Source organism: Paenibacillus monticola (assembly GCF_009664975.1).
GTDB lineage: Bacteria > Bacillota > Bacilli > Paenibacillales > Paenibacillaceae > Paenibacillus_AQ > Paenibacillus_AQ monticola.
The window spans coordinates 417,359-430,596 of the sequence record NZ_WJXB01000001.1 but is presented as its reverse complement, the minus strand read 5'-3'; the positions used below and the strand labels follow the sequence as shown (position 1 = coordinate 430,596).

The 13,238-nt window shown below is 45.9% G+C and carries 8 protein-coding genes; 1 reads left to right on the top strand and 7 read right to left on the bottom strand.

Annotation, left to right across the window (positions count from 1 at the left end):
• Positions 1-95: 95 nt before the first annotated feature.
• Together GJB61_RS01885 and GJB61_RS01880 are read right to left on the bottom strand one after the other, a co-directional pair.
• Positions 96-2,066, bottom strand: coding sequence for a GTP-binding protein (locus tag GJB61_RS01885; RefSeq protein ID WP_154116576.1), 1,971 nt, complete (start codon positions 2,064-2,066; stop codon positions 96-98).
• Positions 2,067-2,122: 56 nt separating this feature from the next.
• Positions 2,123-4,090 carry a DUF2207 domain-containing protein gene (locus tag GJB61_RS01880; protein WP_154116574.1) on the bottom strand — a complete coding sequence of 656 codons (1,968 nt, stop codon included), beginning with the start codon at positions 4,088-4,090 and terminating at the stop codon, positions 2,123-2,125.
• 98 nt (positions 4,091-4,188) lie between these two features.
• Here GJB61_RS01880 and GJB61_RS01875 point away from each other — a divergent pair, with 98 nt between their 5' ends.
• Positions 4,189-5,163 carry an S-layer homology domain-containing protein gene (locus tag GJB61_RS01875; RefSeq protein WP_154116572.1) on the top strand — a complete coding sequence of 325 codons (975 nt, stop codon included), beginning with the start codon at positions 4,189-4,191 and terminating at the stop codon, positions 5,161-5,163.
• Between the two features lie 122 nt (positions 5,164-5,285).
• Here GJB61_RS01875 and GJB61_RS32325 read toward each other — a convergent pair whose 3' ends face one another.
• The 5 genes from GJB61_RS32325 to GJB61_RS01850 all read right to left on the bottom strand — a co-directional run bounded on the left by GJB61_RS32325 (position 5,286) and on the right by GJB61_RS01850 (position 13,163).
• Complete coding sequence (locus GJB61_RS32325; RefSeq protein WP_154116570.1) at positions 5,286-7,025, bottom strand: S-layer homology domain-containing protein; 1,740 nt, start codon at positions 7,023-7,025, stop codon at positions 5,286-5,288.
• Between the two features lie 71 nt (positions 7,026-7,096).
• Entirely contained in the window at positions 7,097-9,895 is a 2,799-nt protein-coding gene (locus GJB61_RS01865) for a hemoblobin-interacting domain-containing protein (protein WP_154116568.1), read from the bottom strand.
• 177 nt (positions 9,896-10,072) lie between these two features.
• Complete coding sequence (locus GJB61_RS01860; RefSeq protein WP_154116564.1) at positions 10,073-10,960, bottom strand: NAD-dependent epimerase/dehydratase family protein; 888 nt, start codon at positions 10,958-10,960, stop codon at positions 10,073-10,075.
• 20 nt (positions 10,961-10,980) lie between these two features.
• Positions 10,981-12,021 carry an oxidoreductase gene (locus GJB61_RS01855; protein WP_154116562.1) on the bottom strand — a complete coding sequence of 347 codons (1,041 nt, stop codon included), beginning with the start codon at positions 12,019-12,021 and terminating at the stop codon, positions 10,981-10,983.
• Positions 12,006-13,163, bottom strand: coding sequence for a glycerate kinase family protein (locus GJB61_RS01850; RefSeq protein ID WP_154116561.1), 1,158 nt, complete (start codon positions 13,161-13,163; stop codon positions 12,006-12,008). The genes GJB61_RS01855 and GJB61_RS01850 overlap by 16 nt, the downstream gene beginning before the upstream one ends.
• Positions 13,164-13,238: the final 75 nt, after the last annotated feature.

Sequence of the window (13,238 nt, the reverse complement as noted above, 5' to 3'; positions counted from 1 at the left end):
CACTTTAACTATCCTCCCCTGAAATAAACAAAAAGAATTCCATCATCTAGGTGAAGTTTACCATATCCCCTCCCAAACTCAAACTCGAATCCCCCCTACAACGCCTTCCGCACACTCAATATATACTTCGCCTGATCGAGCGGGTTCACGCCCCGACGGGTGCGCTCGGCGGTAACGTCTGGCGGGCATTTCTCATATCCGGCAAAAAAAGAAGTGAACGTGCTGCGCCCCTTCGTGTAGGAGCTTAAGCTCACGGGGTATTCGAGCGACGTTGCCAAGGGCAGGCGTCCCTCGATTACCATCCGATCGCCGAGTAGTACGGGCGGCTCGAACGTGCCACGCATCTGCACGAGTTCGTTCATTACGCGGCCGCCGTTCTCTTCGGGGACCACGATGTGGACTTGCAGGATCGGCTCCAGCAGTGTGGTTCCTACATTAGCCAGCCCGTTCATAATAGCCATCGGTGTCGCGACGGCGAAATCGAGCGGATGAGTATGCCACACATGATGCTGCCCCTCAACTAAAGTGATCTTGAGATCAGTAACCTCCCAGCCGTAAAGTCCCTGCTGCAGAGCCTCCGGCACCCGGCGGGCCGTCTCATTCTGATATTGCGGCAACAGATCGGAGCTCCGCACTACCGAGTCATAGACCAACCCACTGCCCGGAGGGCCCGGTTCGATATGGAAGCGCAGAATCGCCCAGCACGGCTTCGGCATCAAATACGCGATGAAGCCTTCACCTGTACGACTTGGCGTCTCTTTATATATTACGGATGGCTGGCCAAAGGTAACTTTTAGTCCATAACGCTCCACCATAACGCTGTCTAGAATCTCCAGCTGAATCGGTCCCATCACTTTGATGTGCAGCTCCCGTTCATCCTGCAGCCACTGGGTATCCAGCAGCGGGTCTTCATCTGCCAGCTCCTGCAGGGCTCCGATCACCTTATGGTCATCGGTATCGGCTTCCCAATGTACACGCACGGTAAGCAGCGGTACGGCAAGCTTGGCTTCCTGCGGGATCGCTTCGGGATGGCCCAGTACATCGCCAACCCGCACCCCGGAGAGGCCATAGACTACAGCGATATCCCCAGCTTCCAGCGCTCCAACATCCTCAACACGGCCACCCTCCACCTTGCGGATTTGGGTCACCTTTCCTTGAACATCCTGCGAATAATTCAGCAGTGTATCACGGTTGCGAATGGTTCCTTCATAAAGGCGGACAAAAGCCATGCGCCCCATATTCTTATCCCGTTGAATGTTGTACACGATACCGGACACTGGGGATTCTGCATTCCCTCCGGCTCGTGGGAAATAATCAATCACGGCGTCCAAAAGCGCCGTAATACCAAGCCCCTTGGCCGCTACTCCATAGACCAGCGGAAACATCCGACCTGCGGCTGTTTCCGCTTTCATATGGTTTTTCCACGCAACAAGGTCTACGGTTCGACCTGACATATACGTTTCCAGCCATTTCTCATCCCGCTCCGCTAATGCCTCCAACAACTCCGTCTGCGCGGCAGCCTCTGCACCAGCTTCCCATAAATCCGCAGCCCCTGTATAATTCTGCTCTTCACCCATTGGGCACTGCACAGGAATGATATCAGCTGATAAATAATTGCGTGCCTGAGCCAGCACCGCGTCAGGATTTGCACCCACCCGATCCATTTTGTTCATGAGAATCAGTGTGGGAATTCCCAGCTTCCGCAGAGCATTCCAGATCATCTCAGTTTGTGCCTGCACACCCTCTACCGCTGATAGTATGAGCACTGCACAGTCCATCACCCGCAAAGATCGCTCCACCTCAGACAGGAAATCGACATGCCCCGGCGTATCGACCAGATTGATCTGCACCCCTTTCCAGGCAAAAGACGCCAGTGCCGCCCGTACCGAAATCCCCCGCTGCCGTTCAATATCCATTGAATCCGTTAATGCCGTTCCGCTATCTACACTACCCAGCGCACGAATACGTCCACTCTCATATAAAATATGCTCCGTTGTAGTCGTCTTTCCAGCATCTACATGAGCAAATATTCCAACATTGATTCGTTCTGTCCCCTGCTGAAGCATCTATAGTTCTCCTGTCGTAAGCATTAATATAAAGCTGAATACAGCGGACATTGAAGTTAGAAAGCTCCCGTTCCGCCTCCGTCACCACCGCCAGCACCACCGCCGCCTCCTCCGTCATTACTTCCATTCCCTCCCGATGAAGGGAGCGGTGACATATAGGCTATCGTCTGCTGAGAGTAGAGCACTCCTCCAAATAGAGCTAGATTTCTTAAGGTGGAAGACTCAGCATTAGCTTCTGACCCTCTTACCTGTACAGACTTCAGAAAAGTTGCTCCTGCATCCAATGTGAGGGCAAATTCACTGGCAAGCGTAACTGAATCTGCTCCGTTCGGCACCGTATAAATTCGGCCCTTTTTAAGTTGTCTCCGCCACACTTTAAGTGCAGAACGGTACCAGGCCGCTTCTGGAGAGAGGATATTCCTCGGTACAATTCCTACAAGCAGTACTGAACAAAGAATATAAAGAAGATAGGTCAACACTGCATCTATATTTGTCAGCACCATCATCGACAGTGAACAGGCGCCGAGATACAAGATCATCAGCCATCTCCGAGAATAAAAGATCATCGTAAGCGCGGCTCCAAGTGTGAGCGGTACAGCCATAGAGCAGAGAATAAGCCAAGAAGCAGCATCAGCGTAGAAAAGACATAGTACGAACACAAGATGCAGCAAGGATAGACCTACCCAAAGGGGGCGCCACAGATTATTTCTGTAGGCACTGTCCCGGAAAGAAACCTGCTTCGCGACCAGCAAAGACCAATCTTTAAATTTCTTGTCAACATTCAATGCTTTTTCATGATATTTTTTTTGCTTGCTGCGCCTATTCCGTTCCATAGACGTTGGTCCATTGACAGATTCCAGCTGAAATTCGTTGCCATGGTTCTGAAAAAAATGAGTTACCATAAAAAGGTCCACCGGATTTAACAATTTACGGGCGCCTTGAAACAGAAATTTGGGCATAAACTCCGGCGCCTTGGCATCGTCCTCGAAGCGCGCCGGTGTCGCCCCTTGCTTCATAAGGACCAGCCCACGCTGCCGCATGGAAAATACACCCGCAAAAAGATCCCTTTTCTTCAATCGTCCATTTCTGTAGATGTAAGCTGCCAGCAACGGGTCCATCTCTCCCAATCGAGCTGGTGTTAGCTCCCTCCTCCTCAGGAATCCCCTTACTCGTCGCGGTGCGAAGAGATAGAGCAGACTAACAGCCAGAATGAGCCCCGTGATTAGGTGCAGCATCTTGATCAGTAACGGAAAATATTCCGCCCGTGTGGAGATCAGAAGATCTTTTGCCTTTTCTTTGGCCAGAACCGCCTTGACTGGCAAAGCTGATTCGCTGGCAGGAATATCACTCAACCAACTTTCAGGAAATAATACTCTCATCCGAACGGTGCCTTTCTTAGACAGGCTCTTATTATGATAGTAAAGATAGGAAGAAGAATCGGTACTGTTCTTCTTTAAAGACAGCACTCCTCCCCCTATGCGGTCCCGCAGGAAGAAGTCTACGCCAAGATTGTCACTATCTTGCGGTAGGAACAGCTGAAGGTTAACCTCTCCCATATCTTCGTTGTTGTTTGTCAGGAAACTCCAGTTAAGTTCGCCCGTATCCGAATACTTGATAGCTGCCTTGTCGACCCTATATTGATAATACACCCGTTTCGTTTCATCTTTTGATGCCGAATAGGCGTAATAGGTATCACTTTCGGAATCAAGCTCCACACCTAGCTCTTTCAGGCCGTCCTCTGTAAAATCACCGATCAACTTATCTTTTGGCGGTATGTAAGCCTTGAAATATTCGACAGCTTTCTGTCCTTCCGTATCCAGATACCGCGTAGTTCCGTTCCAGCTTCCCTTAAAAGTATAAGTGAACATCTCTTGTACCCTCAAATCGCCGTCTGTCAGCAATTCTGCCTTAATATCTACCCGATCTATCGCATACTCTTTGTCCTTACTGAATACTGTCTGAAGAATTGTGGCTATTATTATTATCAACACCATAATAAAGAAGTAATAGTTCCACTTTCTCATCGAACCTCACCCCTTTATTCGTAAATCTATTTTTTATTTAGATTACCCTGCAACATTTTGGTGCATTCTACCATCTAAGTATATAGAGGTGATGCACAATGAACAAACCATTCTTGAACCACGCTACAAAAATGACTATAGCGTGCGGCATTTTGGCTGCAAGCCTGTCCTTCGGGACATCGGCATTTGCGTTCTCGGATTTGAAAGGTGATCCTGCTGAAGCAAAAATTAACGCCTTGCATGATGCAGGTATCATTAACGGAGTAACCAGCGACAAGTTCGCTCCTAAGTCGAAGGTAACTTTTGCACAAGGGGTGCAATTTATCGTCAGCGGGCTGGAACTGTCTTCGAAACCAACAAGTGGCAATAGTCCTACTAAAGCTAGTAATTTCTTCGATAAGGTCAACGACAAAGCCTGGTATGCATCGGCCTTTCTGATCGCCAAACAGAACGGCCTTTCCCTAGATAAGGATGTTAATCCGAATGGATCCATTACCCGGGCCCAGTTCGCCCATCTAATGACTCAGGCCTTGCTGAGTAAAGGGGATTTCCCTGTAACGAAGATGTTTGTCAATATTGCTGATGGAAGCAAGCTGACTGCCGAAGAATCCAATAGCCTGCAAATCCTGCTTAATACGCATATTGTCACGCTGGAGGACAGTAAATTCCGACCCAATGATGCCGTTACTCGTTCGGAAGCCGCGGTCTGGATTCATGATGCAGCAGAGTTTGCCAAACGTGTGATTATTCCTGAGGATAGCTCCACGGCTCCAACTTCTAATTTTGAAACAGAGGTTACGCTCGAAAAAGCTGCAGAGGGTGTTAACAAAGCTACGTTGACCGTTAACAATCTGCCAAATCCGGGTTACGGATTGGTAGTGGAGAGAATCGAATTCGGCAAGGACAAGACAGCCGTTATTTATTTCAGCGTAACCGAACCTGATCCGGACAAAATGTATCCCCAGGTCATTTCCAAAGCCTCCGTGGTCACTTATCTGCCGGATGGCTACAAAGCTTCGGCCCAGCCTGTAAAAGGCACCAGTTCACCAGCTTCCTCCAGCGTTATCCAATAGTTATGCCTTGCAACATCTAAATAGAGGTAAAAAAACAGGCCACGGCCTCCTAATACAAGGAGATCGTGGCCTGTTTATCCTGCATCTGATCACTGCTGCACTCGTTGTTCTGATGTCGCCAGTTAGTTGATAAACTGAGTGTATTGAAGATACCGTTTCAGCATAACAGCAGCCTGTGCACGAGTTGCATTGGCTAACGGAACAAAGGTAGTATCTGTCATCCCGGAAATAATCCCCGCTTGTACGGATTGCGAGACGGACACCTTTGCCCAATTGCTTATTTTCGAGCTATCGCTAAATATATTTAACGATTCAGCTTGGCTGCTGACTGTTTTTCCAGCTGCAGTGATGGCTTTGGCTATCATTACCGTCATTTGTTCACGTGTGATCGGTGCATTAGGTTTGAAAGAACCATCTTCATATCCACTTACAAGCTTAGCTTTAACAGCAGCTCCAATGGAGCCTGCAAACCAATCACTTGCCTTAACGTCTTTGAAGGTCGCTGCTGCCGCATCAGAATTCAAAGCCAGTGAACGTACGAGCAAGGCGGCAAACTCTGCGCGTGTAATATTATGGTCTGGGGCAAAATTTGTTGCTGTTGTACCGCTAACAACCATTTTGGAAGCCAATAGTTCGATATCAGCTTTAGCCCAGTGTCCTTTTATATCCGTAAAAGATTTGGAAGAGGTAACTACAGAGTAAATACTGTTTCCGTTTCTTTTAATCGTTGCTTGGGTTGTTCCATCCGTATTTTTCACAAAAACGGTAGGCACAAAGGAAATCTCCTGATTTGCCGGATTATATAGAATGCCTGTGGTAGTCAATGGATCAATAGCTTGTGAGAAAGTAATACTACGCTCTACATAGTTGGTTCCAAAGTTATTCAACTCTACCGTTTTACCATTACCTTCAGCGGTGACACTGAAATCAACGGAATGGCCTAGAGATACGGCACCTTTTCCTCCAGCACTCGCTTGAATCAGCTTCTCAATATCCGTTCCCATCACAGCAATGTTAATATGCAGGATGACACCAGAAATGTCTATACCTAATGTCTGGGCTATAGTGTTAAGATCCAGCACCTGTAAGGGAAGAGAATAGGATTCGTTGCCTGAGAAAATCTTAATGACGGCATTCGGAACACTCTTCATTCCTTCCAATAGCAAAGAAGCGGGGAGGGACACGCTGGTATTGCCGTTCGCCACAATATCACTAATTCTTATAGCAATAACTGGTGATCCCTCAGTCAACCCTTGATCTTTCAGTTGAGTGAACGCATCGCTCAAATATTTGTTATCAATAGTTACCGTAGTCGTAACCTTGCCGTCAGGGCCAGTTACTGTATTGGAAGTGATGGCATCAGGACTTACTTCTACATTAGCAGGAGTTACAATGTTGGTGCTTGGGTTACTGCTGCCTATAGGTGTTGTTCCTGGACCAGGATCTGAATCTGGACCTGGATCTGGATCTGGACCTGGATCTGTCACTGGCGGTGTGGGAGCAGCTGTAACAATAAGATCTTTCATGTCTACAGTGTCGCCTTGTCCAACAACTACTTTATAGGTTCCGACGGATTCGCTAGTTCCCAGAACAAATGAATCGGAGAATGCTCCATTGATGACTTTAACAATATTAAAGAATATAATGCTACCCGTTGGACGAATGACCTTCACGATCACTTCAGAGTCTGTGGATGTTCCGGCGATGGTCACCGTTCCGCCTGGATGAATTGCTGGAATGGCCGACACCACTACATGAGAAATGGTTTGGGCTGCCGAAGCCGATATGGGGCCTATTGCTGCACTGGCCAACACTATAGAAAGAGCAAGAGATGAATTCATAATCAGTTTTGGTATGTTCACGTTGTTCGTTCCCTCACTTTCAATAGTTGAAACTGCCCCCAAAGGGCAGTCCCAACCTGAATTTATTTAGATTAATCTTTGGAATTGTAATAAAGTAAATCATATTCCGCGTCAGTGATCTGTGAAGCCATATTTAGGCCGACCGACAACGGGTTATTGCTGTATTCACTCACGACGAAAGCTCTTACTGTATAGTTAGGATTCGTCAAAGCATCGGCTACATTGAAGTTTGCCGTAAACGTCCCAGCGTAGAAATTGTCTGATTCTGCAGCAACAATACTTACCGGCGTTGCCCCATTCATCAACTGGAAGATGACGTTCAGATGACCAATGGATTCGTTTTGTAATATTTTAACTTTTGCCGTGATTCCACTAGCTGTATCCGTAACAACCGGCGTCATAAAGTAGGATTTCTGGCTTTGAATAGCTCTCATAGAATCTGAATATCTGACGTTGAATCCATCAGCATAAACTCTAACTTGATAACCTATTCCTTCCTCCAATAATCCTTGATGAATGGTAAGTTTACCTGCACTTAGCGTATATTCATCCGGCGACAAGGTTCTCTCCACCCAGTAATTTGCTGACTCTAGCAAAGTAACCTTCTGAATTTTGTTTCTCCAGCTAGGATTATCTTCAAAAGTTAGAACAATCGGTCCATTAATGAAGAATGCTCCCGTTAAAGTTGGAGAGAAATTCATCTCATCCGTTACTATCGAAGTTTGGAGAATATTGCCCGCAATACCTTTTAGCGTATTTCCGGCAATTTTGATTTGTAGGTTACCCTGGAGGACATTATGAAAATAGATTACAAGATAATTATCATTTAGGGTTACTATGTCATCAGCTTGGAGAGATGAGAAAGTCTTCCCTTTATCGGTTGAATACGTTAAAGCTGCTTTTAAAAGGACACCTGCTGCATCTCCTGTATTATCTGCTATGCCTTGATTGAAAGCTAACTGTACTGAATGACTTGTGAAAAAACGGGTATCATTATTTAATAACTCTAGAGGGTATAGATTCTTTGGATTCAGCCCGTCTGTTGTAATGACTTCGCTTAAAACATTATTTAGTTCATTGGAAATCACATCAGCGGCAATATGAATACTGATGTTGTTATCAACAAACGGTATGGAGAAATGGAGTACTAATTTATTATCAATAATAGTGACCGTGGTGGATGAATCTATAGGTTTCTCAACACCGCCGTTAATCGATAACGAAATGGCAGCTCTAAGTTCATCCAGCGATAGGGTATTGTTTTTGATGTTTTTGTCGAAAAAGAGTGTCCAATCCTGGTTCAGATTATCCAGAGTCGATTTCAGATATTGAGGTGGAGATGTTACCGATAAATCGATAATACTCGTTACAAATTCTGAATTTTGCACATTGTTGAACTCATTTTTCACAGCACCAGAGTTGATTTGAATTTTATTGTACTTTCCAAGAAGTGCTGTTTCCAAGGTTATGATTACCTTATTAGTGGAAACTTCGACGATATCATTTGTGCTTAAATAGTTGTAGTTATTATTTTGACCTCTTTGTATGGATATATAATCACGCAGGTGTGAGGTCGGTTCTTTTGGTACCCAGTTCACGTAATCCCAATCGGAAGATATAGTATTATCAACTAGATTATTATCAAAGGTCAGCGTCACTACTTTACGATCCGCACTGACTTCTACATTTTGATATAGCGGTCTAGTAATATCACTAACTGTAATGGAATGGTTATCAGTATCGATTGTCGTTAATTCGCCAGCGACAATACCAATGCTGCTCTTCAGTGCATTAGCTGCAATTTTCACCTTGTAGCTGCCTGGTGCTAATGGTGTGAAGAAATGAAGGTTAAGACTGTTTCCGTTGGGAGCGCTGAAATTACTAAAACCGATATTGAAATTAGTAATAGTAGCCGTATCATTCACGCCTAGCGCTGTATACGGACCATCATCTTTGGAGATCGTGATCGCTTCTTTTAAGGCCTCATCGCTCAGTGTGTTATTAAGGATACCCTGAGTGAAATTGAGACGCAACTCTGAATTATTATCGATATCATAACTGGAATAAGCTAGCGGGTTAGTATTCACATCAGCATATATTTGATAGTTCGTACTGTTATTAGCACTTTTTACCGCGCCGGCTAAGACTTGAATTGCATTATCTCCGCTTAGTGGAGCAGCAAAGGATAGGATGATTTGATTCCCGCTGATGGAGATAATATCTTCCTTGTTCAACGGCAGGTAATCTGAGTTTGCCTGTAGATTATTAATTCGGACATATTCATACAGATCTACATTATAGATATCTGACTCTACAGCATAGGTTGCTGTCTGAACTGTCGTGTTAAGTGTTAAAGTGACCTGTTTCAGATCGCTGCTGATCGTTGTACTCTCAAGGTAAGGAATCGTTAAATCATGGGCGGCGATATTCCCGCTGACCAGGTCGGAAGTTAACACATAGCTGGAATTATCTCTGCCTATAAAAGCGCCAGCTTTAACGCGGATCTGGTTGGAATCCCCTACTAAAGGACGATAGAAGTGAAGAATTACAGTTCCGCTAGATATATTCGCATAACCATTTTCATTATAATAAAAAGAGTTAAATGCGCCGTCATATGTTCCTTTCAACTCAATAAATGACTGCCAATTCTGGTTTGCAGCAGCCACAGGAACATTGAATGATAAGGTTACATCCTGGTTGTTATTGCTGACGACAGCGCTCTGCAAAGTGATCACAGAACCCGGTGCTAATGCTTGCGCTGTAGATGAGAAGCTTGTACTAAAGGGCACGACAGCTAACGTCAATGCTAATGCAATAGATAAGACTCTCCCCGTTACTCGCTTCATTAATGCTCTACTGTTCTTTGCCATGGAATAAAGTCACTCCTATCATATTTTTCTTTTTTTCACACATTTTCTACTTCCACTATGATATATCTCACATTCAAATAAAGAGACTAACTAAAGTTATAATTCTCCAAAAAAATGTCGAAACAACAAATAGGCCCTACTCCCGCTTAGGGAATATGGCCTATTTGCTATGAGGATTTACATTATTGGGCTTAAATCACTGATCTCCCGGATCAGTTCAGGCAACCAATCATCTAGGCGTTGAAATTTGAAACCAGCAGCTTCCGCTTTTGCCGTATTCATAAACCAGGTCTCGGGGATGCCAAAAGGTGACCTATCAGCTGCATCCGTTTCGGTAAGAATATGGGCCTGTTGGCCGGTGGCCTCGGTAATGAGCGAAAGAATCCGTCCAAGTGAGGTTACTCCATTCGAAGTGGCGTTGACCGGTCCTTCCAGGTTGGAACGGCCTAACCAGGCCAGAAAATCAGCCGCTTCATCCGAGCGAATAAATGACATTTCAGCATCCAGGTTTGGTATCCCGAGGGGCAGACCCTGTGCTACATGTTCAACATGAAAATGAAGTCGCCGTGTGTAATCATCAAGTCCTAAGACCACTGGGAAACGAACTGCGGCTACCTTAAACGAGGCTTTTTGACAAAATACCGCTTCAACTAGACGTTTGCCTTCCGCATAGTCTATCTTAGTGGGATAGGGTTCCGGCAGCGTGTAGCTATAGGGGTCAAAGTCACTCTCGATTTTAGCTATTCCGCCAAATGGATAGATACTAAGGGAAGAGGTAACGATATATTTCTGCGTGCGTCCTGTGAACAATTCCACGGCAGCCTCTGCCTCTTGTGGTGTATAGCAAATGTTATCGTAAACTACATCATAGGTTGATGAACCTAGTACATGCTGCATAGCCGCTTGATCAGTACGATCAGCCTGCAGCCGCTTCACGGAGTTGCCGAAAGAATCGCGCGTTTGCCCCCTCGTTATAATCGTTACGTCGACCCCATCACGGATCAGCTGCTCTACTAATTTTTTACCAAAAAATCTTGTCCCACCTATAATAAGCACCTTTGTCATGCTCAACACCTCCAGTAGTATTACAACATTACGCATTTCATCCCGGAAAAAATGACGCAAGGCTGACAGCGAATACAATAACGAATCTCTTCCTGCTTCATGGCTTTATGCACCCATTCGGGATCTACAATTAAATCCCTGCCGATCGCTGTGAAATCCGCGAGCCCTTGCTCCACAATATCGTTGGCCCGTTCCGGTGTCTTGATCTCATAAACTACGATTACGGGGACGTTCACGTTTTGTTTGATTTGGCTTCCCCCATAAACCGTCCAGTTGTACATAAAATCATCCGGTATTTCCGGCCGCTCGGCCGAATACCCACTTGAAGAAACATGCAATAGATCGACTCCCATTGCCTCCAGTTTTACAGCAATTTCAATCCCTTGCTCAAGGGTCGGCTCGTTGCAGCCCATGCGATAACCAAGTATGAAACTCTCAGAGACCGCCGTTTGTACACGGCTTATAATTTCACGGATAAATCTTAAGCGATTGTCGAGGGAGCCGCCGTAAAGATCCTGCCGCTGATTCACAATGGGAGACGAGAACTGATTTAACAAATAACCGTGCGCTCCATGAAATTCGACTCCGTCAAACCCCGCCTGATAGGCCCGAAGTACGGCTTGCACATAGGCATCTTGAAGCTCATGCAACTCCTCAAGCGTCATAGCTCTGGCTTGTACGTCGTTCTCATCATAAGCCGAGGGTCCATACACATCATGGTTAGAATCCGCTTTCATCTTTACCCCTAGATGCTGCAGTTGAAGTAGTACTTTCGCGCCATAGGCATGACATTCAGCGGCCAGTCTGGTGAGTCCAGGGATATGTTCATCCGACCATGCACCCAGTTGGGAATCAATAGACCTACTATTAGGATGAATACTGGTCGCTTCCACGATGATTAATCCGACACCACCTTTGGCTCTCGCTCCATAATGAAGTAGATGTCCGTCATTCACCAACCCGTTACGGGTCTCACGCACGAGAAACTCCATGGGGGGCATAACCACACGATTCTTAATTTCATGCCCTTTTAAGTTGTACTGGCTTAACAAACTTTCCATTGTTCCACTCCTTTAAGAAGCTTGGCTATATTCTCACAGGTTCTTTCAACATTTCGTGGTCCTTCCGCAAGCGCTGTCTCAAGCTCGGATACCCTCGGCAATATCCCAAATATCGCCTCGAATCCTTCGTCGTACAGCATTTCAATTCCTTCACCAATTGAGCCTGCTACAGCTATTACTGGTATGCCGGCCTCTTGGGCAGCCTTTGCTACGCCATAGGGTGTTTTTCCAAATTTAGTCTGATAATCAATACGCCCTTCACCCGTAAAACAGTAATCCGCAGCTGCTAATTTAGCTTTCAATTCTGTATATTCAATGACAATCTCGATCCCTTTCTTCAGGGTCGCTTGTGTAAAGATCAATAAACCTGCTCCTAAACCACCGGCAGCACCGGCCCCCGGAATATCACGCACGTCCTTCTGAAGCTGCTGTTTGACGATATCCGCATAATGAGCCAGATTCTGATCGAGCTTCAGTGCCATTTCCGGAGTGGCGCCTTTTTGCGGTCCAAATACATGAGATGCTCCTGTCTCCCCGCACAATGGATTCGTAACATCACAAGCCACGATCATTTGGACATGCTCCAGCCGGGCATCCATCGATGAAATATCAATTTTGGCCAGCTTGTTCAGACTCCCCCCACCCTGCGGAAGCGGATTACCCTCTCCATCCAGAAATATTGCACCAAGTGCTGCGGCCATGCCTGTTCCGCCATCATTTGTGGAACTTCCGCCAATGCCAATAATAATCTTCTTAATCCCTTTATCCAGACATTCACGAATCAGCTCGCCTGTTCCGTAAGTCGTGGTAATGAAGGGGTCTCTCGTCTCTTTGGTTACCAGTTGAATCCCGCTCGCGGATGCCATCTCAATAGCTGCTGTAACGCCGTCGCCTAGAATACCATATTGAGCAATAACAGTTTGCCCTAGCGGCCCTGTTACTTCTTTTTCATATAGCTGACCTCCGGTTGCATCGACTAAGGACTGTACGGTACCTTCGCCACCATCTGCCATTGGAACATGAATGAAGTTCGCGGTTGGGAACACTGTTCTTATTCCCTTCTCCATAGCTATGCAAACTTCTTTTGCGGTCATACTCTCTTTAAAAGAATCCGGTGCCAATACAAATGTTGTTTCCTTCAATTCATTCACCCCATATTAAGTACTAGATTAAGAATCCGTAGATTAATTTAGCCACAATAGCCATCGTACCACTCA

Excerpts from the sequence above, each read along its gene's own strand:
- GJB61_RS01885 (WP_154116576.1), bottom strand. The coding sequence starts at position 2,066 with ATGCTTCAGCAGGGGACAGAACGAATCAATGTTGGAATATTTGCTCAT.
- GJB61_RS01880 (WP_154116574.1), bottom strand. The coding sequence starts at position 4,090 with ATGAGAAAGTGGAACTATTACTTCTTTATTATGGTGTTGATAATAATA.
- GJB61_RS01875 (WP_154116572.1), top strand. The coding sequence starts at position 4,189 with ATGAACAAACCATTCTTGAACCACGCTACAAAAATGACTATAGCGTGC.
- GJB61_RS01865 (WP_154116568.1), bottom strand. The coding sequence starts at position 9,895 with ATGGCAAAGAACAGTAGAGCATTAATGAAGCGAGTAACGGGGAGAGTC.
- GJB61_RS01860 (WP_154116564.1), bottom strand. The coding sequence starts at position 10,960 with ATGACAAAGGTGCTTATTATAGGTGGGACAAGATTTTTTGGTAAAAAA.
- GJB61_RS01855 (WP_154116562.1), bottom strand. The coding sequence starts at position 12,021 with ATGGAAAGTTTGTTAAGCCAGTACAACTTAAAAGGGCATGAAATTAAG.